The organism is Porphyromonas crevioricanis (assembly GCF_900476255.1).
Taxonomy (GTDB): Bacteria; Bacteroidota; Bacteroidia; order Bacteroidales; family Porphyromonadaceae; genus Porphyromonas; species Porphyromonas crevioricanis.
On sequence record NZ_LS483447.1, the window covers coordinates 726917 to 751120 of the forward strand.

At 44.4% G+C, this 24204-nt stretch carries 20 protein-coding genes and 1 tRNA gene; 18 read left to right on the forward strand and 3 right to left on the reverse strand.

Annotated elements, in window-relative coordinates; genetic code table 11:
• Positions 1-19 precede the first annotated feature (19 nt).
• Both DQN70_RS03320 and DQN70_RS03325 read left to right on the forward strand, forming a co-directional pair.
• On the forward strand, positions 20-793 hold the full coding sequence (locus DQN70_RS03320) for a hypothetical protein (protein WP_023939318.1): 774 nt from the start codon (positions 20-22) through the stop codon (positions 791-793).
• 390 nt (positions 794-1183) lie between these two features.
• The gene (locus DQN70_RS03325) at positions 1184-2113 is read left to right on the forward strand and encodes a magnesium transporter CorA family protein (protein WP_023939542.1); all 930 of its coding nucleotides are present in this window, start codon (positions 1184-1186) and stop codon (positions 2111-2113) included.
• 82 nt (positions 2114-2195) lie between these two features.
• On the opposite strand, the gene DQN70_RS03330 is transcribed toward DQN70_RS03325, so the two are convergent.
• Positions 2196-3542, reverse strand: a complete 1347-nt coding sequence (locus DQN70_RS03330; RefSeq protein ID WP_023939038.1) for an MATE family efflux transporter — start codon at positions 3540-3542, stop codon at positions 2196-2198.
• A 304-nt stretch (positions 3543-3846) separates the two neighbouring features.
• Here DQN70_RS03330 and DQN70_RS03335 point away from each other — a divergent pair, with 304 nt between their 5' ends.
• The 5 genes from DQN70_RS03335 to DQN70_RS03360 all read left to right on the forward strand — a co-directional run bounded on the left by DQN70_RS03335 (position 3847) and on the right by DQN70_RS03360 (position 11205).
• The gene (locus DQN70_RS03335; protein WP_023939037.1) at positions 3847-5043 is read left to right on the forward strand and encodes a T9SS type A sorting domain-containing protein; all 1197 of its coding nucleotides are present in this window, start codon (positions 3847-3849) and stop codon (positions 5041-5043) included.
• An 895-nt stretch (positions 5044-5938) separates the two neighbouring features.
• The gene (locus tag DQN70_RS03345; RefSeq protein WP_143742785.1) at positions 5939-6280 is read left to right on the forward strand and encodes a leucine-rich repeat domain-containing protein; all 342 of its coding nucleotides are present in this window, start codon (positions 5939-5941) and stop codon (positions 6278-6280) included.
• Positions 6255-6692 (forward strand): T9SS type A sorting domain-containing protein, encoded by a 438-nt coding sequence (locus DQN70_RS03350; RefSeq protein ID WP_023938432.1) that lies wholly within the window; start codon positions 6255-6257, stop codon positions 6690-6692. Before DQN70_RS03345 ends, DQN70_RS03350 begins: the two co-directional genes overlap by 26 nt.
• A gap of 584 nt (positions 6693-7276) precedes the next feature.
• A complete protein-coding gene (locus DQN70_RS03355; RefSeq protein WP_036887352.1) occupies positions 7277-7867 on the forward strand; it encodes a hypothetical protein in 591 nt (196 codons plus the stop codon).
• Between the two features lie 59 nt (positions 7868-7926).
• Entirely contained in the window at positions 7927-11205 is a 3279-nt protein-coding gene (locus DQN70_RS03360; protein ID WP_023939537.1) for an esterase/lipase family protein, read from the forward strand.
• A gap of 108 nt (positions 11206-11313) precedes the next feature.
• Here the strand turns inward: DQN70_RS03360 and DQN70_RS03365 are convergent, their stop codons facing one another.
• Together DQN70_RS03365 and gpmA are read right to left on the reverse strand one after the other, a co-directional pair.
• Complete coding sequence (locus tag DQN70_RS03365) at positions 11314-11958, reverse strand: CoA transferase subunit A (RefSeq protein WP_023938437.1); 645 nt, start codon at positions 11956-11958, stop codon at positions 11314-11316.
• Positions 11959-12059: 101 nt separating this feature from the next.
• A complete protein-coding gene (gene gpmA, locus DQN70_RS03370) occupies positions 12060-12806 on the reverse strand; it encodes a 2,3-diphosphoglycerate-dependent phosphoglycerate mutase (protein WP_036887356.1) in 747 nt (248 codons plus the stop codon).
• Between the two features lie 396 nt (positions 12807-13202).
• Here gpmA and DQN70_RS03380 point away from each other — a divergent pair, with 396 nt between their 5' ends.
• The 11 genes from DQN70_RS03380 to DQN70_RS03435 all read left to right on the forward strand — a co-directional run bounded on the left by DQN70_RS03380 (position 13203) and on the right by DQN70_RS03435 (position 24186).
• A complete protein-coding gene (locus DQN70_RS03380; RefSeq protein ID WP_036887670.1) occupies positions 13203-13793 on the forward strand; it encodes an ATP synthase subunit E in 591 nt (196 codons plus the stop codon).
• Positions 13794-13816: 23 nt separating this feature from the next.
• Entirely contained in the window at positions 13817-14716 is a 900-nt protein-coding gene (locus DQN70_RS03385; protein ID WP_023938443.1) for a DUF2764 family protein, read from the forward strand.
• Between the two features lie 6 nt (positions 14717-14722).
• Positions 14723-16480, forward strand: coding sequence for a V-type ATP synthase subunit A (locus DQN70_RS03390; protein ID WP_023938444.1), 1758 nt, complete (start codon positions 14723-14725; stop codon positions 16478-16480).
• Between the two features lie 31 nt (positions 16481-16511).
• Positions 16512-17837 (forward strand): V-type ATP synthase subunit B, encoded by a 1326-nt coding sequence (locus DQN70_RS03395; protein WP_023938446.1) that lies wholly within the window; start codon positions 16512-16514, stop codon positions 17835-17837.
• Positions 17838-17855: 18 nt separating this feature from the next.
• Positions 17856-18476 (forward strand): V-type ATP synthase subunit D, encoded by a 621-nt coding sequence (locus tag DQN70_RS03400; protein ID WP_023938448.1) that lies wholly within the window; start codon positions 17856-17858, stop codon positions 18474-18476.
• Between the two features lie 8 nt (positions 18477-18484).
• Positions 18485-20296 (forward strand): V-type ATP synthase subunit I, encoded by a 1812-nt coding sequence (locus tag DQN70_RS03405; RefSeq protein ID WP_394341828.1) that lies wholly within the window; start codon positions 18485-18487, stop codon positions 20294-20296.
• Between the two features lie 50 nt (positions 20297-20346).
• Positions 20347-20835, forward strand: coding sequence for a V-type ATP synthase subunit K (locus DQN70_RS03410; protein ID WP_023938451.1), 489 nt, complete (start codon positions 20347-20349; stop codon positions 20833-20835).
• A 141-nt stretch (positions 20836-20976) separates the two neighbouring features.
• On the forward strand, positions 20977-21981 hold the full coding sequence (locus DQN70_RS03415; RefSeq protein WP_023938455.1) for a glycosyltransferase family 2 protein: 1005 nt from the start codon (positions 20977-20979) through the stop codon (positions 21979-21981).
• Between the two features lie 283 nt (positions 21982-22264).
• Positions 22265-22843 (forward strand): 30S ribosomal protein S16, encoded by a 579-nt coding sequence (locus tag DQN70_RS03420; RefSeq protein ID WP_023938459.1) that lies wholly within the window; start codon positions 22265-22267, stop codon positions 22841-22843.
• A gap of 99 nt (positions 22844-22942) precedes the next feature.
• Positions 22943-23089, forward strand: a complete 147-nt coding sequence (locus tag DQN70_RS09490) for a hypothetical protein (protein ID WP_023939534.1) — start codon at positions 22943-22945, stop codon at positions 23087-23089.
• A gap of 1023 nt (positions 23090-24112) precedes the next feature.
• Positions 24113-24186: transfer RNA gene (locus DQN70_RS03435), tRNA-Arg, on the forward strand.
• Positions 24187-24204 lie beyond the last annotated feature (18 nt).

The window sequence follows — 24204 nt, forward strand, 5'->3', positions numbered from 1 at the left end:
CGATAGCAAATAGAGAAAAATGAAGAAATTACTATTTATTGCTGTAGCCCTTTTGGGCACGATCTCTGGCCTTTCTGCTCAGAAAGTTGCCATTATGCACAATGGAGGAAAAGACGAGCTTCCCGAAGGAGGAACCATCACAGCATATTACGAGACGAAAGAGGGCATTACAAGTGCGGATATTCATTTTTATTTGAATCCGGATGCTGCTGCCATAGGTAAGGAATACAAGGTTACTCTTTCCAAGGTAGACCACAAAGGAGATGCCAATTGGGGAATCTCTTTGTTATGTATGGGAGAAAGCTGTCAAAAGGTAAATGCCTATGGAGATGTCCATGCAGACGGCCGTCGGATTAAGTTGGAGAAGTACGAAGAGGGAGAGTTTGGTTATCCCAATGAGGTGCATCCTACTTATGAGTTCAAAGAAGCTTTGGCTGATACGAGGGATGATTTCAAGGTCAAGATTGATGTCACACCAGTAGCGGGAGGTTCTCCAATCACTTTTTATGCGCTCCTCAGACACATTAGTAAACAGAGTACGAATGTGATAGAGTTTGCCAAGGTGGCATTGCTCAATGAAGCTGATGGACTCTGTACTTTGCAGTATACTTCCGAAGGCCGCAATCTGGAGTTGGAGGTCTTCAATATCTTGGGCAACTTGCAGTATAAGGGAATGTTGCCTGCCGGGGTATCGGCTTATCGCTTGCCAGTAAGGCTGTCTCAGGGGATTAGCATTTTCCGTATCTCTCACAACGGAAAACCTGTCTTTACGCAGAAGTTCAGGATAAAATAAGAGGCTTTCTGAGCTTTGATAGATTCTCCCTGGTTTTATGAGGGGAGAAAACAAGGGAGATGCGCTTCGCATTGCGAAGCGCATCTCTTTTTTTGTTTTATGAAGAATAAAGTTGGGCACAAAGAGTTACCTTTGCAACGATAATCGAGATTTCAAACCCAAATAAAACAAACCAGTATGGAAGATCCCTTACCGCCATCCGAGCAGAAAGGCAAGCCCCGATCGTGTAGCTGCGATATGGGGGAGGGGATGCCGAACTGGATCGATCTTGTCAGATCCTTTTGATCAGGTTTCTGATCGACAGTCATCTCCTCTTGCTATCACTCCGATGTCGTAGTCTTGTGAGTGAATGAGAAGAATCTTATGTATTTAAGCTAAGGAGATGATCTAATGAAGAGATATATCTACCCTTTTGAGGGATTTTGTGAAAAGTCTTCCATAGAGTCCGGCTGCTGGGTATCGCTGGAAAGCCCCGGGACGGCCGAACTTAGTTCTTTGGTGACCGACTTGGGTGTGCCAGAGACTTTTATCAGTGACATAGCCGATACAGATGAGCGTCCTCGCACCGAAGAGGAGGATGGTTGGCTACTCACGATCTTGCGTATACCGATAGAGATTATCCACGATGAGGACGTCACCTATTCTACTGTTCCTTTGGGTGTGATCACCTCAGAGACACAGAATATCATTGTATCTATATGCTATTTCGAGACACGCATTTTACCTGATTTTATTGGCTATTCTCGCCGCAAAAATATTTCAGTAGATACGCAGGCTAATTTCTTGCTGAGACTGCTGCATAGCTCGGCTGTGTGGTTTTTGAAATACCTCAAACAGGTAAATGTAGAGGTTACACGATCCGAAAGCGCACTTGAGCAGAGTATCAGTAATGAAGACCTTTTGCAATTGATGAAACTGCAAAAGAGCCTTGTGTACTTTAATACCTCAATTAGGGGAAATGAAGCCCTGATTGGTAAACTGCGTACTATCTATAGGTCCGAGATAGATGATGACCTCAATGAGGATGTTATGATAGAGATGCGGCAAGCCTACAACATGGTGAACATATACAGCGACATTCTTACAGGCACGATGGATGCTTTTGCGAGTATCATATCGAATAATGTGAATACGATCATGAAACGTATGACTAGTATTTCTATGTTGCTCATGATCCCTACTCTTATTGCCAGCTTGTATGGTATGAACGTAGAGTTGCCTGCTGCCGAGAAGTCGTATGCATTTTTGCTTGTCTTAGCCGTTTCTATCTTCTTGTCTGTGGTTGTCTTCTGGGTATTCAGACGACTTAAATGGCTCTGAATTTGGGAGGAGCAGACTTGTTGTGAGGAATAGGATTCCCCCCCCCCTTTTTTTTAGTGAGAGGCTTTCGATAAGGAGGCCTCTATTCTTTTATTTCAGACCATTTTTTCTCTTGCCATTTACCTGAGATAACAAAGAGATAGCTGGATAGGCCTATCAGTACATAGTAGACGATCTCTACTGTGTAGCAGATGTGTACGGGAGCTTGCAGGCCATAGGTCATTGCAGCAGAATAGCCCACATAGAATACAATAGTGGCAGCCTCGATTATAAGAGCCATTTTACTGGCTCCAGTAGCCGATACGGCAGAGAAGTACATGTTGCCGACCGAACAGATACAGAGGGCTATGCAGATTACATAGAGAGCCGGCTTGGCAGCTTCTATGAGAGATGTTTCATCCGTGAATATGTGCAGCACAGCCGAAGGGGCAATAACTGTGATCAGGCAGGCTATGAGCATTGTCCCCAAAGAGAGAAAGGCAACTTGTCTGAGGTATTGTGGTATTTGAGCTGTCAGACCGGCTCCTATCTTGGTGCTGACAGTTGTACTTACTGCTGTACTATATGCACTGATAGATATATATAGGAATATATAGATGCTACGAATAATGGATGCGATAGCCAGAGGTCTTTCTCCCAGCTGTTCTATCATGAAGAAGAACAAAGTCCAGGAAGAGAGGCTAAGCAAAGACTGTAGCATAATATAGACGGATAGGTTGAGAGTCTTTTGCATCAACCTCCAATCGAATTGCTGGAGCAACTTTTTTCTTAAGCCATAGAGCTTAAAGTCTACTACTATGTGAGTATAAATGAGGTAGAAAATCAGAGAGGATACTTCGGCCAAGACTGAGGCTATTGCAGCTCCTTCCAATCCCATTTGTGGTAATCCCAGTTTCCCGAAGATAAGACCGTAATCGAGAACTATGTTGACCACAGCCATTACAACTGCATTGTAGGTAAGCACTTTGGTTTGGGCTATTCCTACAAAAAAGGAGCGAAAAACAATCCCAACAAATGCGAAGAGAAATCCCCATATTCGCCAGTCCCAATAGGCTGTGGCTGCTGTGGCAACTCGCTGTGATGAAAGTACACTGTGGAAGAACGTTTCTCCTCCAATCAATCCTGTGCCAATAGCCAGAGTGGCGGCTATTAACAGCATCAGTAGGCTGTGCCAGAGGATATTGCCTATGGCACTGTAAGAGCCAGCTCCATATCGCCGGGCTACAATGATTTGTGTGCCTATCCCCAGCCCGAAACCTAGAGTGAAGATGCAGAAGTAAGCCATGGTAGCCATCGTAACTCCGCCGAGAGCCACTTCTCCCAAACGCCCGACAAAAGCAGTGTCGGTAATACCTATGATATTCTGTGCCATCAGAGACACGAATACGGGGGCGACAATGTGTAGGATTTGGCGTTTTTCAGATTGCATAAATCTGTAGACTACAAGGCTAAACAAAGGTAATAAATCTTGATCTTGAACAGGAAGAACGATTGTTAGTAGTTTGTTTGTTACTCTTTTGCTGCAGATCTTGTGTTTTTTATCTTAGCGAGCGTCAAGATTTTTCCTGAATAAACTCTAAATGGAAAAATCATCACTCTGTATCTGTGTATATACCTATAAAGGCCTACTTCTGCCCCCTTATTACCCCCTCTTTCAGGTATTTTGCTGAGACCGGCTTACTCTTAGGTTTGCAGGCAGTTTCTAAAACAAAGTCAGTAAAACAAATTACTCTATGAAAAAATTACTTATTACTCTCATTTCCCTTCTTTTGTTTTGTTCTTCTTTTTCTGCTTTGGCTCAGACTATGGCCCACAACGATTTTACATCTGAGGGATATAGGTATAGGTTGAAGTCTTATTCTGTTTTTGGTCAAAAGACTGAATACAGTTACGATCAAGAGGGGCGTCTGATAGAGAAACGTACGACATCGGAATCGGAAGAAGGAGAAACGAGATTGGAAACAATCGTTAAGTTCTTCTATGATGAGAAGGGTTACTTATCCAAGATTGATACTTATGGACGTCCGCGTATCTCTACCGGAGAATTTGATCTTGTGAGTGGAAGAGAACTGTTTATGCGAGATGAGAAAGGCTATTTGACCAAGTATGAGCGATACGGTCTTCTGGGGGAACATATAGATGATGAAGAGCTAACGAAAGTGGCGGGATGTGAAGTTTTCTACAATGAAGATATGCTTCCGGTAATGGGGGATGTCTATTATTTGGATCAAAGGGCAAACCAATGGCTCCTCTATCGTAAGTGTCAAATTTCTTACAATGATGATAAGAAGATTGTTTTAGTTTCTCAGAGAGCCCCAGAAGAAGGAGGTGGAGAAATTTTTCGTGAAGAGTTTGCCTATGATAATCAGAAGAGGCTCATCTCTTTGATTTTTTCTGATGAAGCCAGTGGAGGCGCTAATGGCAGGTTGGAATTTGCTTATGAGTACGATGAGGTCGGGAATTTGGTGAAGGCAGGCCGTGACAATTTTCCTTTTGTGTACGGGTATAACAATGAGTTCCCTCTGGAGGAAACTTTTATACCGACTTGTAAAACTATAGCGAATTCTATATGTGAAGAGTTTCGAAATAGTGTAGCTTTCAGGTCTTTCCCCATGGGGCTTATTGGAAGTGGCTCTAAGTTTGCCCCGATTTCTGAAAATGAAGAACAGATTGTATATGAGGCTACTCCTCCGACTTCTATTTTACAGATAAAAAAAGATGTTCACTTGCGGGCTCATGTAGAAGGAGCAATGCTTATTCTTAATTCGGATTTGGAATTGACTGGAAGCCGAATGAATATATATAGTATGGCTGGCGTTCTCGTGAAAAGTGTGTTGTTGTCGAATGACAATGCTGTCGAAATCGAAAACTTGGAGCCAGGTTGCTATATCTTGTCTTGTCAGGGTGTAAGTTGTAAGTTTTCTTTCTAAATCAAATGGACGAAAAGAGTAGTTGTCAGGTCTTTCTAAAATAGGGCAGAAGCTCTGTTCGGCGTTTTCCCAGATCCATTCTCACTCTTCTTGGAGAGTGGGAGTGGATCTGTTTTTATCTGTGTTGAAACAACGGAACGATATGCTCACGTCACCCTGAAGAAACTCTTCGATGAGTTCGAGCGATTTCTCTCTTTCAGTGAAGAATTGCCGTGCAAAGGTCTCATTAGGTGGAGGGGCGAAATATCACAGCCTTGTCGGAGGGAAGCGATACTACCTCCTTGAGTGAAGGAACTTGGAGATCAGGGGCAAGGTTCGGAGTCTCGATTGTAGTGAGATGTACATTACCTCTCTGGATGTGAGTGGAAACCCCGAATTGGAGAATCTGATTTGCTATGAAAATGCCAATCTCAAGACCATAACGATGGGGGATGTTTTCAAATATTGGTGTCCGATAAAACTTTTCGAAAGCATAAAAAGGTATAGTTAAGCCCATAAATTAGCTCCTTTGGAGTCTTTTTTGTTTCAGTAAGCCCCTTTTTTCTTACACAGAGTCAGCTGTCCGATAAAAAGCCTCTCAAAACTCATTGACGAGAACCTGTTTTGCTATTCTCTTACCTCTTGTGGTGGCAAGAGTATGAGATTGTCACCAAAAAGCTCTCCTAAGAGATTGACTATTCGGCTGTCCGATTAAATAGAATACCAATATACTTTGATGAAAAGGAGAAATTCTCTTAGAAAGAGAATAGTTGGTTATTTCTTAGAATAGTAACCGATAAAAAGAGAATGATAAGTCGCGAAAAACTTTTATCGGACACCAATAGTTTTCAAACTCAAAATCCTGCAGACTACCAACAGTTCGGTTGGTGCTATCAACATATCTCAAGCTGTGAGTTTGGAGAAGTTGTATTGCAACAATAGTAAGGTGTCGGCACTGGATCTGACTAAATACCCCCGCTTGACAGAGCTGAATTGCTCAGGTAATAAATGGTTTCGCTTAGATGTAAGTCAATGCCGTGAACTCACAAAGCTGTTTGCTGCGGGTTGTAACCTGACTAAAGTAGACCTTAGTAAGAACAAAAAACTGAGAGAGGAGGTGCAGCTGCATGTCAATTGTCTCAAAGCTCTGCAATTCTCGGCTACTGATCTTCATACACTCACCCTTTTCGACAATGAGATAGAAGGGAAGGCGATGACGGCTGTAATGCAGCTTGCCCGTATTCACAGTCAAGGATGACCCCTCTATTCCCAATCGAGCTGGATTTATCGTATTTAATACGGAGAATGAGCCGGAGCCCGATAAGAATAAGTGTTTGGATACGGATGTCCGTATTGCCAGAGAAAAGAATTGGACAGTTTTCTCTACTGATGCCGAAGGAGAAGTCCTGATTTACGAGGGTATTTCGACGCTCTCTACACAGGCCGCCTTGTCCCGGAGTTTTTTCGTTTACCCCAATCCTGCTGTGGATGAGATTTTTGTCCGCAATGTAGAAGAAGGGAGGGAGATCCTGATATTCGATACAGTCGGGGCTTGTGTTCTTCGTGCCCAATCGACCGGAGATATCACTCGTATTGCTGTTGAACAACTTGCTCCCGGTTCCTATTTCGTGTGTGTGGATGGGAAAGTGGAAACTCTTTGGATGAAATAAATCGACTATCATGTAGCTCTATTTTCGTCCATTTGAGACCTTTTTTGCCCCTCTCGAAATGTCTATGAATAGGACGTTCTGGAAGAGGCAAAAATATCTCCTGAGGGAATTTTTGCTAACACAGGAGTTAGCGATTGCTCCCTCAGGAGATATTTTTTGTTCTCCCCCCAGAGAATAGTTTTGCATTACATATCAAGACCTTTTTTCTTTACAGAAGGCTCTTCAACTTTTTATTGACCAGAGTTTCCGGAGTCGATCCTTTTTTTTGAATCCTCCCTGTAGAAGTCTTAGCCTTTATGGTGATAATTTGTGTTTTCAGATGGGATGGATTGTTTATTTGCAAATAAAACACAACTTTGCTGCGGATTGATAGTGAGAGTTTTAATTTTATCTCTTTGTTATAGCTTTCTTGAGTACTGATGTGGGGAGGTTTTTGTTCGGAGTGCTCTCTCGCTTTATTGTTCTTTTGTCGTAGTATGAAAAAGCCATTTGTTGTTGCTCTGTTTTGTTTTCTCTTGCTGGGGTTATGCTTGACCAGTTGTGATTTTTTTTAACAACCGGAGGAACCACCGGCTTTGGAAAAGATGCCACCGGTCTCTCAGTCCGGCAAAAATATTGTTGCTTTTGAGATAGAGGGGTTCGATAAGCCTTTTTATGTCAATAAATGGGGGCAATTTTGGGGTTTCCCTATCCCACGAGAAGCTTCTGTGGTGCTGAACTACAGTGAGAAGGATGACAGTTACTTCTTGTACATTTATTCTTCCAAGATGGGAGGAGATGGCCCTGTCCGTAAGTTCTCCCTTTGTTTTGAATTCCACAAGGAGGAGAATTCTTTTGTCATAGATAACGACAAGATAGCAGTGAGTTTTTATGATAGGGCCCTGCCTCGTTATATCGGACGTAATGTTACGCGCAATGGAGGAGAGATTTTTGTTGACAAGTTGGATCTGGATGTTCCAGCTATAGCCGGAAGATTTGAAATATCAGTTGAGCCTGCAACAACTATAGTTATCCCACCAAAGAGACTTGTTGTAGACTCTGTTGTTCCTCCTGGTTCTTTTAGTGTTGATCAAGAGGAACCCAAGCCTCTTGTATTAAAAGGCTTTTTTGACTTCAAAGCCCCCATATTGCAATTTAACAGACATGAGTATAAACCGGAAAATGAACAGAAATGAAACACATTAGTTGACTTAGAATCGTAGCCTTAGTATGCCTATGCTTTTCCCTGACAGATTTGTCCGGTCAAACCTCCGATTTGTCAGAGGTAAGGCGGAGCATTGATCACATTTTTTCCAGGGTAAACAAAGAGGATATTTCAACAGGGATTCTACGGGATTATGCGATAGAAGGTATCCCTTTGGAACAGTATGATGGCTGTCTGAGAGATAGTAATTATTCTGATTTTAGTGCTCAAATACTGATGCTTACCTCCTTGTTTTCGGGAGCTGTTGATGAGAGAGACACAGAAGTTGTAGCCCTTGACTCCTTTATGGAAAAATGTGAGAAAGCAAGAGCCTCTGATTTTTCTATTCTTCTGTACAAATACAATTACATTGCGGAAGATGCACTGCAAAGAGGGTTGGTAAGGGCTGAAAATGGACAGGCTGTCGTCCATGGAGATCCGGAAGATGTGTACAAAGAGGCTCATATCTTCTCTGTGGCACCCAAGACCATTGTCTGGAAGACGAGAGAAGTTGAATTTCGGATGAATCCTGAATTGCTTTTCTCGGACGATTCGGATATTCTAGCAATCTATGTTGCTTTTGAGGATGGAGATTCTTTTTCGAGGATTTATCCCTTCCGGAAGATCAAGCATTGCTACAATGAAGATGGAGTCAAGAGAGTCCGTTTCAAAGTTGTGCTTGACAGTGGAAAAGAGCTGTTGAGTCAAACGAAAATATTGGTTGATAGTTCTTCGGATCTGTTCTTGAAGAGTGGTGCAAGAAGTGTCGATATAATTCCCATCCCCGCTACTGGCGAGCATAGTGGAGGGCAGTTGACAATCCTCTACATCGGTTCTCGTAAGATTCTCAGACGGCCATTAATAATTGCTGAGGGGTATGAATTGACAAGATTATTTCCAAGTGCAAATGTGAATTTGGGTTCTTTTTCGGAGATTTTAACAAACCAGCCAATCAGTCAAAATGAGCTTCTATCTCAATTTGATTTGGTCTATTTGGATTACAATGATGGGGCAGATGATATCTGGAGAAATGCGAACCTAATGAAGGATGCTATACGTTGGGTGAACAGGCACAAAGGCTCAACTCCCAATGTCGTTATGGGGTACAGTATGGGAGGTTTGGTTGCTGCAATAGCTCTTCGGCAAATGGAGATTGCAGGGGAAGATCATCAGGCTTCTAAATACATTTCCATGGATTCTCCCCACCAAGGAGCAAATGTACCATATGGAGCTTTGTGTTTCATTGAAGATCTCTTAAACATGAAGCTGAGAAAAAACTTGGAGAGATTGTTGAAAAACAGTCGTAAAACAAAGAAGTCGGAAAAATTTACAAGCAATATGTCTCTGGATGTAATTAAAGAGATTCTTACAACCGGTGCTACCCCACAGTTGATTGCTCAAAATGTTGATCCTCAGGCACAACGCATACATGAAGAATTTATGCGTAAATACCATGAATTAGGACTCCCTCAGAAAACTGAGAATGTGGCATTCTCGAATGGAGATATGTCTGGGAAAAAGTTGCTTTTCCCCGGAGATGACATGTTTGTGGTAAAAGCCTCATTAAGACCAGGATTCGGATATTTCGTTCAGACTATTTTACGGTTTGTCATTTTTATAAGAGCTGATGACAGTCTGGTTAGTACTCTTTTGAATCTCATTCCGGGAGTTAGCTGGGTTAGTGCTAATTTGAACATCCGGGCAGTGGGAAAAAAGAAAACTTGGCCACGGTACCCTGTGTATTCATTCAAAATCGCATTTCATCGGTTGCATCTTTTTGTCTTTCCCACTGTAAAGTATTTTCACAATACAACTCGCTATTCTCCAGAGTCGTGTTTGGCTCTGGATGGAGCTCCTGGTAGCTTTTTCCCTCTCTCCAAGGACAATTTAGAACAAGAAATATCAGATGGACAGGGTTGTCTATACCATTTCTTCCTGCTTAAGTATGGAATGAAATCTCATTTGAAGCAAGACAAGTTTTCCTTTATTCCTCGAAATAGTGCCTTATATTTAGATGATTGGGGAAGTGATTTGGAAAAAGAATTGAATACCAATGAGCTACTGTGGAAGAAAAGAACACCCTTTGATAGGATATATGGCTCTTCTACCTCTCGAAGTCATATGGAGCTGTCTTCTCATGGTGAGGCTTTGAAGTTGGAATTGGAAGGAAAAACCTCTTATACCCCTACAGTTAATGGCCCTTCAGCTGTTAAAGAATATGTTGGAGATCCTTATACCTATAGCATTTCTTCTCCTTTGCCTGATTTTAATTATCAGTTCTTTGTTTCTCCAGGTTTTGAAGAACTCTCTCGTACAGAGCATTCTATCACACTCAGGTATGTAGGGGCTCGTCCGAGTCCTACTTGTCTCAGGTATTTTCATGTCTATGTGGGAGCTCGAGCCTATATCAATACTCCGAATGGAAAGGAATATGTTGGAAAAACAGGTTTTAAAGGTTCTTATGTGGGAACTCCTGATCCAATGCATATCACAGCAAAGCAACTGAAAATGAATTTTAAGCTTAGTGATAGCAATACGAAAGAATTCTTTTTGCCGGCTATTCTTCTTACTTGGAGAGGAGGGGGTGATGTATGGGATGCTGAATGGAGATGTGATGAAACAAATGAGAATTACAACACTCGGAATTACATCAGAGAATATGCAAAAAAACAGGAATTAGATTCAGATTCTCTTGATAACAGCATGGCTCTAATAGGTGCATACGAAGAGGACGCTGAATCTCATCTTTACAAGGCAAAGCCCGGTGCAGGAGTTTTTGCCACAAATGGTCTTGTTGATGAAGAACTGCCAATTGGTCCTTTCCCACCCAAGCCTTACCCTCCTTTGCCTCCTCCTATCCCTCCCTATACCCCAGAGGAAGGTCCTAAGGAAGAAGAGATGGGGACTTCATATACAGTTCCTGATTCATACTACGTTTTCGTTCCCTCTTTCATTTCAAGACTCAAAGGGAAGGCAACTCTTCAGGTTCGACTCTCAAATGAATTAGGGACTGGGGACTGGTCTTCAAAGTTTGAATATCGTCAGTATGATGGAAACGAGGAAAATACTCAACAAGAATCGGATGTACTCTTGGTTCCCTCCGTTGTCGTAGATGGGAAAGGAACGATCATGTCTAACAATGATTCTCCTTTGGTAGAAGAAGGGGCTAAGTTGTACATGGAGATTTGGACAGACCAGGGAGAAAAGGTTCGCTCTTGGTATGTCAAAACCGGAGAAACTGTAGACTTATCTTTCTTACCTTCCGGAAAATATTTTGCTCGATTTGTTTCCAGAGGAAGAGCTTTTATCCAACATTTTATGAAAGAATAAGTGAGCATTTTGTTTACAACAAAGAGAGGGGGATGTGCCTGAATTGGCATATCCCCCTCTCTTTGTTGACTAAATAGCTCCTTTCTCAGAGAGGAGCTGACGAATATATTATTGCAATATGTAGTCTACGAATATGCCACTGGTATGCACTGCATGTGGCTCTATGTCGCCCTCGGGTACGAGTTTCTCAATTTCAGCCACTACGCAATCCGCAGCCATGGCCATGAGAGGCTGGAAATTCTGAGTCGTGCCTAAGTATACCAAGTTCCCGAACTCGTCGCCTATACTTCCCTTGATGAAAGCAAAATCAGCACGTAAAGGCTTCTCCAGTAGGTATTCAACACCATCTACACTCACTTTTTGCTTACCTTCCTCGATCACAGTACCGATGCCTGTTTGAGTGAGCACCCCACCCAAACCTGCGCCTCCGGCACGTACACGCTCGGCCAAAGTTCCTTGCGGACTGAATTCGACTTCCAGCTCTCCAGCATTCATTTGTTCTCCGGTGAGTTTATTGGTCCCGATGTGGCTGGCTATTACTTTTTTTACCTGCTTAGAGGCCACCAAACGACCAAGCCCTTTGTCGGGGAAGGAAGTGTCATTGGCGATTATGGTAAGATCCTTTACGCCACTTTTAACCAACTCGTCAATGATGCGCTCGGGAGTCCCATTGGCAAGAAAACCGCCGACCATGATAGTCATACCGTCTCTAAACTTTGCCGCTAAGTCTGCGGCGCTGATAGCTTTCTTCATAGGTCTTGTTTATTTGTTTTTTGAAGTTACACTGCACACCCACACAGGCTCGAAGGGTATTCGGGCCGGTTGTGGCACAAAGTTATACCAAATAAACGGTCTCAAACACCTTTGGCTTGATTGGCTACGGCTTCCATCAAGGCTTTTATTTTATCGGGATCTCCGAGAAAGTAATCCCGGCAGAGATTGAGATCATCGTCAAACTCAAAAACGTAAGGGATAGCCGTGGGCAGATTAAGAGAGATAATGTCTTGATCCGAGATGCCTTTCAGCTCCTTGATGATAGCTCTGAGGCTGTTGCCATGTGCTGTAACCAAGATGTCCTTGGAGCGAGCCAGAGAGGGTAAAATGGTATTGGTCCAGTAGGGTAGTATACGTTCTATGGTATCTTTGAGTGATTCGGTAAGGGGGAGTAAAGCTTTGTCTACTGTTGCATAGCGTTTGTCTTGCAGAGGAGAGCGTTCATCGTCCGCTTCCAATGCTTGAGGAGGAACATCGAAGCTCCGTCTCCAAACTAAAACCTGCTCATCTCCATACTTGGCTGCTGTCTCAGCTTTGTTGAGCCCTTGCAACATCCCGTAATGTTTCTCGTTAAGCCGCCAATCTTTCTCCACCGGTATCCAATCCAAATCCATGACATCCAATACATTATTGAGCGTTTTGACAGCTCTTTTAAGGTAAGATGTAAAGGCCTTGTCGAAGAAGAAACCATTTGCCTTGAGTTGGCGACCGGCCTCTAAGGCTTCTTCCACACCTTTTTCGGTAAGATCTACATCCGTCCAACCGGTGAACCGGTTTTGTCTGTTCCATTCACTTTCTCCGTGGCGGAGCAACACGAGTCTTTTCATTTCCTGAATTTGCTTGTTTTTGTTTGTACTATTCTCTGCATTGCGAAGGTACAAAATGAGACGCAGTGTTGCTTATTGTCACAGTATGGAGTTGCTGTTCTTTTGCAGGTGTCTCCGAGGGTTATTGCCGGGCAAAACAGGATCAGGTGTTTTGTTTTGTGAAGAGAGGGTGACAAAATGTCGGTGGCAAGGCTTACAGAATGGCAGTTTTTTGCTTTTGAGCTTGAACTCCTTTCTTCGCTTATCTGTGTGGTTTAAATGTCGAAAAATGAGGGCGATAATTAGCTTCCAAAGGGCTATTCAGGCTTTCAAAAACCTTTGCCATAGACTTATTTTTTTTATCTTTGCGACCATTATAGCAATGCGACTTAAATACTACCAAACAACATATTTATGATGGACTCCAAAATCCAGGAACTGACCGATAAGATTTATCGTGAAGGTGTAGAAAAAGGCAATAGTGAAGCCGCAAAAATTGTTTCTGAGGCAGAAGCCAAGCGCGCTGAACTGATAAAGCAAGCTAAAGCAGAGGCAGAGCAGATCGTGAGCGATGCCAAGAAAAAAGCTGCCGACTTGGAAAAAAATACCCAATCTGAGCTTAAACTGTACGCAGATCAGATGCGCGAATCGCTCAAGAGCGCAATCGCTGACCAGTTGACAGGTAAGATTGTAAGCTCCAATGTAAAGGCGGCTACTGCCGATCCGGATTTTGTACGTCAATTGATCCTCACACTGGCAAAAAACTGGCAGGCAGGAGAGCAGATTGTAATCGGCACCGCTGATGCCGAAGGACTGACCAACTACTTTGCAGCCAACGCCAAAGACTTGTTGGATAAGCAAGTGAAAATAGAAGAAGTAGCAGGTAAACCAGCTGACTTTACCATTTCTCCGGCTAACGGAGCCTACAAGGTGATGTTTGGCGAGGAACAATTCATCAATCTCTTCAAGAGCTTCCTCCGTCCGAAGCTGGTGGAAATGCTATTCTAAATCGGCAAGGTTCCACATAAGCTATGGCTAAGTATTATGCTACTGCGGCCGGCCTGCCTAATATCGCTGTGGAGGATCGCAAGATCCCCTTTAGTACCAGCGAATATATAGCCGAGCTGCGCAGTGTGCTCACTCGAAAAGATGAGCAATTGCTTGATTTACTCCTGTGGGAGCGGGAGAATCGCTATCTGCTCCATTATTTGCAAGCAGGAGAGTCCGAGGCAGAGACCGAATCCGGCCCATCGCTGTTTACGTACGAAGAGATAGGGCGCATTATCGAAGCACATCAGAGCGATGAATGGGGAGTTCGTATTCCTCGATTCAAGCATCTGCCCCCATACTACTACACATTCATAGAGGAGCACCTGCAACAGCAGGAGGGCGAGAAAGAAATCTCTACTACGACCGGTATTGCAGGTGAAGACCGTTTGGCTGCCTTGTATTTTGCCCATGCTTTGGGCTGTGGAAACGATTTTCTGGAAAAATGGTTTGAGTTGAATCTCAATATGCGCAACATTCTGGCTGCTCATACAGCTAGGCGTTTGGGTTGGAATCCTGCTAAGTATGTGGTGGGAGACAATGCCGTGACAGAGAAGCTCCGCACAGAGAAGGCCAGAGATTTTGGCCTGACTGACGAGCTGGAGTATTTGCCAGAGATCATGCGTATAGCTGAGGAGGGAGATATTACCAAGCGTGAGAGAATGATAGATCTTTTCAAATGGAATTGGCTTGAGGAACAGTGTTTCCGTAATGTGTTCGATATAGAACGCCTCCTTTGCTACTATTTGCAGCTATCTATCATAGAGCGATGGGTAAGTCTGGATGAGACCACCGGCGAAGAGACTTTCCGCCGGATTGTCAGCTCTCTGAAAACTCAGAGTTCGGAATCGCTCGAGGAATTCAAACGAAATCAAAAGAAATAAATCATAATGGCTACTAAAGGAGTTGTTAAAGGCATCGTGTCCAACCTTGTGACCGTAGAGGTGGACGGCCCGGTGTCTCAGAATGAAATTTGCTTTATCACCGTGAGTGGTACTCCTCTGATGAGTGAGGTCATCAAAGTGATTGGCAAGAATGCTTATGTACAGGTATTCGAAAGCACTCGTGGCATGAGAGTTGGTGACTCGGCCGAATTCCTCGGATCGATGCTTGAGGTAACCCTCGGACCCGGTATGCTCTCCAAGAATTACGATGGTCTGCAAAACGACTTGGACAAGATGGATGGAGTCTTCCTCAAACGTGGCTCTTACACCTATGCTTTGGATGAAGGCCGGAAATGGGAGTTCAAGCCCTTGGCCAAAGAAGGCGAGACCGTGACAGCCGGTCATTGGTTGGGTGAAGTAGACGAAAACCATCAGGCCCACAAGATTATGGTGCCTTTTGTAATGACTGGGAACTATACCCTTCTTTCTCTTGCAAAGGCCGGTAGCTATACTGTAGATGATACCATTGCCGTACTGAAAGATAAGGAAGGCAATGAGCACAAGGTGACCATGGTGCAGCGTTGGCCGGTAAAGAAAGCTATTACCTGTTACCGCGAAAAACCTAGGCCTTTCAAGCTTCTTGAGACCGGAGTCCGGATCATCGATACCCTTAACCCGATTGTAGAGGGCGGTACGGGTTTTATCCCTGGCCCATTCGGTACCGGCAAGACAGTGCTCCAGCATGCAATCTCCAAGCAGGCAGAGGCTGATATCGTGATTATTGCAGCTTGTGGTGAGCGTGCCAATGAGGTGGTGGAGATCTTTAAGGAATTCCCTGAACTTATCGACTCACATACCGGACGTAAGTTGATGGAGCGCACAATCATTATCGCCAATACTTCTAACATGCCTGTGGCTTCGCGTGAGGCTTCCGTATATACAGCCATGACTATCGCCGAATATTATCGCTCTATGGGGCTTAAGGTTCTGCTCATGGCTGACTCTACTTCTCGTTGGGCACAGGCTTTGCGTGAGATGTCCAACCGCTTGGAAGAACTTCCCGGCCCGGATGCCTTCCCGATGGACCTTTCGGCTATCGTGGCAAACTTCTATGCTCGTGCGGGTTTTGTGTACCTTAATAACGGCTCTTCCGGTTCGGTTACTTTCATTGGTACCGTATCTCCGGCTGGAGGTAACCTCAAGGAGCCAGTGACAGAGAATACCAAGAAAGTGGCTCGTTGCTTCTATGCTTTGGAGCAGGAGCGTGCAGACCGCAAGCGTTATCCGGCTGTAAACCCGATAGACTCTTATTCCAAATACATCGAATATCCAGAATTCGAGGAGTATATCTCCGGTCATATCTCCCATACTTGGACGGAGATGGTACTTAATACCAAGACTCGTCTGCAGAGAGGGAAAGAGATTGCCGAGCAGATCAATATTCTTGGGGACGATGGTGTGCCGGTGGATTACCACGTAACCTTCTGGAAAGCCGAACTCATCGACTTCGTGATTTTGCAGCAGGATGCTTTCGACGATATCGACTGCAATACTCCGCTTGAACGTCAGCAGTTTATGCTCACAGAGGTAGTGAAGCTGTGTGAAGCTGAGTACGACTTTGAGGATTTCTCGCAGGTGAGTGAATACTTCAAGCGAGTTATCAACGTGTTTAAGCAGATGAACTATTCGGAATATAAGAGTGCGGACTTCGACAAGTTCTACTCTCAGCTGCAAAGTGTTGTAGCCGAACGTATCAAGAAATAATGTAGAATCCTCAATATCAGGTATAGATAGTATGGCTACTCAAGCATTCCAAAAGATATACACCAAAATCTCCAACATCACCAAAGCGACCTGTTCGCTCAAAGCCGGTGGCGTAGGCAACGAAGAGCTTGCTACGATCAATGGCCGTTTGGCACAGGTGGTGAAGATCAATGGAGACGAAGTAACGATGCAGGTATTTGCCGGTACGGAAGGTATCCCTACCAATGCAGAAGTGATTTTCATGGGTAAGTCTCCTTCATTGAAAGTGAGCGACCAGCTTGCCGGTCGTTTCTTCAATGCTTATGGCGAACCGATCGACGGTGGGCCTATGCCGGAAGGTAAAGAAATCGAGATTGGAGGCCCGTCTGTGAATCCTGTACGTCGTGAGCAACCCTCCGAGCTTATTGCAACAGGTATTGCTGGTATCGACCTTAACAATACATTGGTAACCGGTCAGAAGATTCCTTTCTTTGCCGACCCTGATCAGCCCTTCAACCAAGTAATGGCTATGGTAGCTCTGCGTGCCCAATCAGACAAGATTATCTTGGGTGGTATGGGTATGACTAATGACGACTACCTCTTCTTTAAAAATACATTTAGCAATGCAGGTGCATTGGACCGCATTATCAGCTTTATCAATACAACTGAAGACCCTTCCGTAGAGCGTATCTTGGTGCCGGACATGGCTTTGGCTGCTGCTGAGTATTTTGCAGTGGAGAAGCATCAGAAAGTGTTGGTGCTGCTCACTGACATGACAAACTATGCCGATGCTCTGGCTATTGTGTCGAACCGTATGGACCAGATCCCTTCGAAAGACTCTATGCCGGGTTCTCTCTACTCAGATTTGGCTAAAATCTACGAGAAAGCTGTGCAGTTCCCCGATGGAGGTTCTATCACCATTATCGCTGTAACGACCCTCTCGGGTGGGGATATTACCCATGCTGTGCCCGACAACACTGGTTATATCACAGAGGGGCAGTTGTATTTGCGTAGAGATACAAATGTGGGTAAGGTTATCGTAGACCCCTTCCGATCATTGTCTCGTCTGAAACAGTTGGTAATTGGCAAGAGAACACGTGAAGACCACCCGCAGGTAATGAATGCTGCTGTGCGTCTGTTCTCCGATGCGGCCAATGCCCAGACTAAGATGGAGAACGGATTTGACCTGACCGACTACGATACTCGTGCATTGGACTTTGCCAAGGACTACTCTGCACAACTCTTGGCGATTGATGTCAATCTGGATAATACCGAGATGCTTGATGTTGCTTGGGGACTCTTCTCCAAACACTTCAAACCGGCTGAGGTAAATATTAAACAGCAGTTGGTGGATAAATATTGGAAGAACGCCCAGTAATCTGCGAATAGAGAAGACATGGCAATTAAGTTTCAATACAATAAAACCTCTCTACAGCAGCAAGAGAAGCAGCTCAAGATGCGAGTGCGCACTTTGCCGACAATCAAAAGCAAAGAGAGTGCTCTGCGTCTGGAAGTTAAGCGTACGCGTGATGAGGTAGAGAGATTGGAACGCCAGCTTGAGGAGGAAATTGGGGGCTACAAATCTATGGTAGCCTTGTGGGATGAGTTTAACCCGGATCTAATCACTGTCAAGGATGTACGCCTCTCGGCTCGCAAGGTTGCAGGTGTGATCGTTCCCCAACTGGATGGTATCGACTACGAGACTCACCCATTCAGCCTCTTTAACTCGCCTTCGTGGTATGCCGAAGGGATAGCTCTTTTGGAGAGCTTGGCCACTACCGGTATTAAGGCTGAGTTTTTTGCTCTCAAGCTGGAGTTTTTGGAGTATGCCCGTAAGAAAACAACTCAAAAGGTGAATCTTTTTGAGAAGGTACAGATACCGGGATATATTGATGCTATTCGCAAGATTAAGCGATACCTCGAAGATGAGGAGAGCTTGTCCAAATCTTCGCAAAAGATCATGCGCTCGAATCTCGAAAAGCATGCTGAATCAGTAGAACAGGAGGATGCCCTATGATATACAAGATGAGTAAGTACTCTTTCTTGGTCTTTCACCAAGAGTATGAGGCCTTCCTTCGTCGCTTGCGTGACTTGGGATTGGTGCATATACAAGAGTCTCAAGATGCCGCATCGGCAGAGGAACTCACCGAGTTGTTATCTCTGCGCAAAGAAGTGGATGCTTTTCGCAGGGTGATCCTTCGCAGGCGCTCTCCGGAAGCCCCCGAATTGAATCGAATAGAGATCGAATCGGAAGAGGTTGGGCGTAAGGCCTACCAAGAAGCTGTGGCTCTCTTGGATCGTGAAAGAGAATTGGAGCAGAGCCTGACACAAAAGAAGCGTGAGGTAGAAGCAATGCAGGTGTGGGGACAGTATGAGCCTCAAGACCTTGAGCGTCTGCGTGAAGCCGGATATAATATCCGTTTCCATGTAGTCCCGACCTCTGCCTACCAAGAAGAATGGGCGGATGAATATGGGGCAGTGCTGATCAATTCGGTTCGTTCCGCCAATTACTTCGTTTCCGTACAGAAGATAGGAGCTCCTGCCATTGCAGACATTGAGGAAGTGCATCCGCAAGAAAAAAGTCTCAAGACTTTGCAGAATGAGCAGTCTGATTTGGAGAGAGAGCTGGAGAAGACGCAAGAAGATATAACTGCTTTTGCAGACAATCGTTTGCCGGAGATTTTGGCTTACGATCGTTTGTTGCAAGATCGTTTCAGTTTCGGAAATGCACTCTTGCAAGCCGATAGACAAGCAGATGAGCGTTTAATGATTCTTCAAGGCTGGATTCCTGCCCAACAGGCTTCCGAGCTGGAGGCTGCTCTCGATAAAGACGGTATTTATTATCAGCAGATGGAGATTACTGATGAGGACCAAGTGCCTATCAAGTTGAAGAATAATTTCTTCTCTCGTCTGTTTGAGCCGATAACGAAGATGTTTTCGCTGCCGAATTATAGCGAGCTCGATCCTACTCCTTTCTTTGCCCCATTTTTCATGCTTTTCTTTGCTCTTTGTTATGGAGATGGAGGCTATGGTGCAATTCTTTTTATTGGGGCTACGATACTCAAATTCAAGGCTAAACCGGATATGAAGCCAGTATGTTCGCTTTTCCAATGGCTTGGTGGAGCGGCTGCGATTGTTGGGGCACTGATGGGAACGGTGTTGGGTTTGGTGATGCCTTGGGCTGGAGATGATTTGCTTGGTGGGGTAAGTGATGACTACTTCCTGAACCAAAACAACATGATGTCCTTGGCTATCGGTATAGGTCTGTTGCAGATTATATTCGGCAAGTTTATTGCCGGGATGAAGCTAAGCAAACAGCGTGGTTTCAAGTATGGCTTGGCTACTTTTGCTTGGGGTGTCATTCTGATAGCCGGCTGCTTGTTGCTCCTTTTGCCAAGACTATTCCCAGCTTTGCCGGAGTTGGTAGAGTATATCCTGCTTGGTGTAATAGGAGTAGCAGTGCTGATTGCATTTTTCTACAACTCACCGGGTAAGAATCCTCTCTTTAACTTCGGAGCTGGACTTTGGAACACCTACAATATGGCTTCTGGCCTATTGGGGGATACACTCTCTTACATTCGTCTTTTTGCGATTGGCCTCACAGGAGGTATTCTTGGAGGGGTGTTCAACAATCTGGCCTGGAATATGACTGAGGGAAGCATCGTGATGCGTATTTTGGTGATGCCTCTGATTCTTATACTCGGGCACAGTATCAATATCGGTCTGGCTACAATCAGTTCACTGGTACACCCATTGCGTTTGACCTTTGTAGAGTTCTACAAAAACGCAGAGTTTGAGGGAGGTGGCAAAGCCTATTCTCCATTCAAGAAATCTTGAACGAACAATAACTAAAACAAATACCAACCAATCAAAAACTTTCAAGTATTATGAATCTTATTTTGGCTTACATCGGCCTTGGGCTGATGGTTGTTCTTACCGGTATCGGTAGTAGTGTTGGCGTGACAATCTGTGGTAACACCGTAGTAGGTGCCATGAAGAAGAATCCCGACGCTATGGGTACCTACATTGCCCTCTCAGCTTTGCCTTCTTCTCAGGGTCTGTATGGCTTCGTTGGTTTCTTCTTGGCAAATAGTCTTATTGGCAAGCTCGTTGCTCAGAATGTGTTCGATGGCCCGATGGGAGCTATTGCTGGCTGGGGTATCTTCGCTGCAGGTTTGGCCTTGGGTGTAGTGGGTTTGTTCTCTGCTATACGTCAGGCTCAGGTATGTGCTAATGGTGTACAAGCCATCGGTGGTGGACACAACGTGTTCGGTGCAACCATGGTGATGGCCGTATTCCCCGAGTTGTATGCTATCTTGGCTCTGCTTGTATCTATTTTGATTTTCAATGCAGTACCGGTGATGGTCGGTATGTAATGCGATTTGGAACTCAATCGTTCTAAATAGTAATAGAGAGGCTACCCGTTGCTTTTGCAAATAGGGTAGTCTCTTTTTTTTCTCCATTTCGGAGGAAATGAGGCGAAACAGCAATAGTATTTTCTTTATCTCTACTTATCGATGACAACCCTCCTCTCCATTATTTTGCCTGTTTATAACGTAACTCCCTATTTGAAGCGTTGCCTGGACAGTCTTGTCCGCATCCCTCTGGAGCGGTCTGAATACGAAATTATAGCTATCAACGATGGTAGTACTGATGATAGCGAAGAGATATTGAAGGCCTATGCACAGTCTCATCCCGAGGTTGAGATCCGTCTTTATAGCCATTCTAACAGAGGATTAGGCCCAACTCGTAACCGTGGTATTGACTTAGCCAAGGGAGAGTATGTTTGGTTTGTGGATTCGGATGACTGGATTGATCCTGAGGTGGTGCCAGGCCTGATTAAGCAGATAGAAGAGGAGCAGTCGGATCTGATTCGATTCCTTTTCGATATAGTTCCGGCTTCCGATTATGATGGACCACAGATTCTAAATACCCGGAATGAGAGACTACAGAAAAAAAGCTACAGTGGGGAGGACTTTTTTCTGCATTTCTTCAATCCTGATGAGTGCTATTCTTGTTGGACCCTGTTTCGCCGAACATTTCTCACTCAAAACAATCTTTGCTTCTACAAAGAGAAGATGTTGTTTGAGGATATTCCCTTTACGGTAGCAGTGCTTAGTTCGGCTGCCAAGGTTTCTTTTGCCCCGACCGTGGGTTATTACTACTACATCCGGAAAAACTCTCTTGTGCGAGAGAGCAGCTTGGAGATGCCACGGTTGCGAAGTAGGCTTCAAGTCTGTGCCCTCTTGCTCAAACAGGCACACGAAGTACAGCGAATATCCTTAAAGCGACGAATTACACAGATTGCCAGTGCCCATTATCGCTTTGTAATGCGCTTTGCAGCAACTCATTGTTCTCGGGATGAGATTGTAGAGCTTCGTAAACTGGCCGAAAACCTTCGGCTTTACCCCGAGGTTAGCCGATATATTTCTTTCCCGACTAAAATCCTTGTGCTTCTCTCTCAACATTCCTTTGCTCTCTACCAGTGTGTTTGCAAACGGCTCCTCCCAAAGCTGGGATAGAGACGAAAGAGAGACAACGGAGCTGAGAGAAAAGAGGCGGTAGAAAGAAAAAATAATAAGAGGAAGCTGTTGCGCAGTTTCCTCTTTTTTATTTTGAGGAGATGGAGAGAGGAAACAGGCTTATCGACAGAGGAGAAGATGTCGTATAGTTTCCTTCCGCTGCACCAGAAAGGGAGAGAGAAAGGAGACATTGTTAGTTTACAAATAATCCCTACCTTTGCGAGGCTTGGCCGAATCGTACGGTAGGCATAAAGACTTAATAAACAAATAGCTAACACGAAGTATGGCAACAAAAATCAGATTGCAGCGTCACGGCCGGAAGGATTATGCCTTCTACAAGGTTGTAGTCGCAGACAGCAGGGCTCCACGAGATGGAAAGTTTATTGAGAGGATAGGTTCTTATAATCCGAACACTAATCCTGCTACAATAGATTTGAAATTCGACCGTGCTCTGTATTGGCTCAATGTGGGTGCGCAGCCTACAGACACAGTTCGTTCAATCCTTTCTCGAGAAGGAGTCCTTATGATGAAGCACCTCCAAGGTGGTGTGAAAAAAGGAGCTTTCGATGAAGCTGAAGCACAGCGTCGTTTCGATGCTTGGTTGAAAGCGAAGAAAGACGAACTGATCAAGGTTAAGGAAGGAGATCAAAAGAAGCAGGGAGAAAAGGTTGCTGCTTTGCTCAAAGCCGAAAAGGAAACTAACGAAGCTAAGGCAAAGCTCTTGAGCGAGAAGCGTGCAGCGATAGCTAAGGCAAAGGCCGAGGCAGAAGCTGCTGCCAAAGCAGAGGCTGAACAAGCAGAGGCACCTGCCCAGGAGGAAGCACCTGCTGCCGAAGCAGAAGGAACTCCCGCTGCTGAATAATCCACACCAACAACTCCAGCGGTGCGCATGGAGAAGAGGCTGTATCGAAACTGTAGTTTTCGATGCAGCCTTTTTTTTGTTCTGCGAGAATGACGATATATGGATAGACAAGAAGTATCCGTTGTGTCTATCGCATTCTTACGCAACAGTGGTATGGATAGAATGATAGGGAAACAAGAGGTCTCCATTGTATCTGCCAACTACACAATAGCAAAGAGGACAGATAAACAAGAAGAAACCACATAATTGTGCTACCATCGACATTTGAGCTTACTCGAGTATTAAGAGGTGTGCATCCTCAAGATTTTGCGATTGCTGAATCCGTAGTTTCTGGGCAAGAGGCTATTCATGCAAACTTTTTGAGCAGCTGTATGACATTCTTAATTGATATATTTTGTAAACTTTTTGCCCCGCCAAAAGGTCAAGAGGAGAGAGGAAAAAAGACTCTACGGACAAGTTAGTATCTCCCTTTTTGTATGCTTTGTACTGACCTCTCCAAATGCCGATGAATAGGAGGTTTTGAGAGGGTCAAAATTCTCTCCTGAGGAAATTTTTGTTCTCTCCTGTGTTAGCAAAAATTCTCTCAGGAGATATTTTTTGCTCTCTCCCGTGTTAGGAAAAAACGATTCCTGTCGACATTAAAAAGAGAGGAAAATACAGCCCCAAAAGTCTTCAATTCGGGCTGAAAAGCAAATCCGAAAGTAAACGGATAGAAGCTGAAATAAATAGAAATATACATGCTGGAGTTGAATATTCAAGGGATGGATTTGGAGATTTCTGCAGATCTCTGTGCGCAACTGTTTCTCTCGGAGAGATGTTTGTATGGGGAGGGAAGCCCTCATAGTTTTGTTTTTGAATACTCGTGTAGAACACTAATAAAAGCCTCTTATAAGTAGCAGTCACGGCGTTGTTTTTCGATATTACTAATGTTTAGATTTAAGCCCTTTCTCTCATACCGTCATCCTCTTAATGCTCTATTCTACACCAAATTGATGCGAAAGGTTTCTGAGGTCGTTTTTTAGAGAGTGCTGTGCAATAGTTTCTCTTTGTGAGTTGTGCCGAGATACTGAAAATGAAGACAAGAACCGGATAACTCGGGTTTGGGTATAGTAATACTTGCTGAGAAGCCTGTTGTGCAGTAGTGACGAATTGGAAAAACTCCTACCACTCCTCTCTTGTCCTGTTCGTAATTAGAAAATATTCCTTGAAGGCTGCTTGCCATTATGCGAAAATGCTTATATTTGCAACCGCATTGGGGCTAGACAAAGCGGCCGCGTAGCTCAACTGAATAGAGCATCTGACTACGGATCAGAAGGTTACAGGTTTGAATCCTGTCGCGGTCACTCTTCTCAAGGCTGCTA

Excerpts from the sequence above, each read along its gene's own strand:
- DQN70_RS03320 (WP_023939318.1), top strand. The coding sequence starts at position 20 with ATGAAGAAATTACTATTTATTGCTGTAGCCCTTTTGGGCACGATCTCT.
- DQN70_RS03325 (WP_023939542.1), top strand. The coding sequence starts at position 1,184 with ATGAAGAGATATATCTACCCTTTTGAGGGATTTTGTGAAAAGTCTTCC.
- DQN70_RS03330 (WP_023939038.1), bottom strand. The coding sequence starts at position 3,542 with ATGCAATCTGAAAAACGCCAAATCCTACACATTGTCGCCCCCGTATTC.
- DQN70_RS03335 (WP_023939037.1), top strand. The coding sequence starts at position 3,847 with ATGAAAAAATTACTTATTACTCTCATTTCCCTTCTTTTGTTTTGTTCT.
- DQN70_RS03355 (WP_036887352.1), top strand. The coding sequence starts at position 7,277 with ATGCCACCGGTCTCTCAGTCCGGCAAAAATATTGTTGCTTTTGAGATA.
- DQN70_RS03365 (WP_023938437.1), bottom strand. The coding sequence starts at position 11,958 with ATGAAGAAAGCTATCAGCGCCGCAGACTTAGCGGCAAAGTTTAGAGAC.
- gpmA (WP_036887356.1), bottom strand. The coding sequence starts at position 12,806 with ATGAAAAGACTCGTGTTGCTCCGCCACGGAGAAAGTGAATGGAACAGA.
- DQN70_RS03380 (WP_036887670.1), top strand. The coding sequence starts at position 13,203 with ATGGACTCCAAAATCCAGGAACTGACCGATAAGATTTATCGTGAAGGT.
- DQN70_RS03385 (WP_023938443.1), top strand. The coding sequence starts at position 13,817 with ATGGCTAAGTATTATGCTACTGCGGCCGGCCTGCCTAATATCGCTGTG.
- DQN70_RS03390 (WP_023938444.1), top strand. The coding sequence starts at position 14,723 with ATGGCTACTAAAGGAGTTGTTAAAGGCATCGTGTCCAACCTTGTGACC.
- DQN70_RS03395 (WP_023938446.1), top strand. The coding sequence starts at position 16,512 with ATGGCTACTCAAGCATTCCAAAAGATATACACCAAAATCTCCAACATC.
- DQN70_RS03400 (WP_023938448.1), top strand. The coding sequence starts at position 17,856 with ATGGCAATTAAGTTTCAATACAATAAAACCTCTCTACAGCAGCAAGAG.
- DQN70_RS03405 (WP_394341828.1), top strand. The coding sequence starts at position 18,485 with ATGAGTAAGTACTCTTTCTTGGTCTTTCACCAAGAGTATGAGGCCTTC.
- DQN70_RS03410 (WP_023938451.1), top strand. The coding sequence starts at position 20,347 with ATGAATCTTATTTTGGCTTACATCGGCCTTGGGCTGATGGTTGTTCTT.
- DQN70_RS03415 (WP_023938455.1), top strand. The coding sequence starts at position 20,977 with ATGACAACCCTCCTCTCCATTATTTTGCCTGTTTATAACGTAACTCCC.
- DQN70_RS03420 (WP_023938459.1), top strand. The coding sequence starts at position 22,265 with ATGGCAACAAAAATCAGATTGCAGCGTCACGGCCGGAAGGATTATGCC.
- DQN70_RS09490 (WP_023939534.1), top strand. The coding sequence starts at position 22,943 with ATGGATAGACAAGAAGTATCCGTTGTGTCTATCGCATTCTTACGCAAC.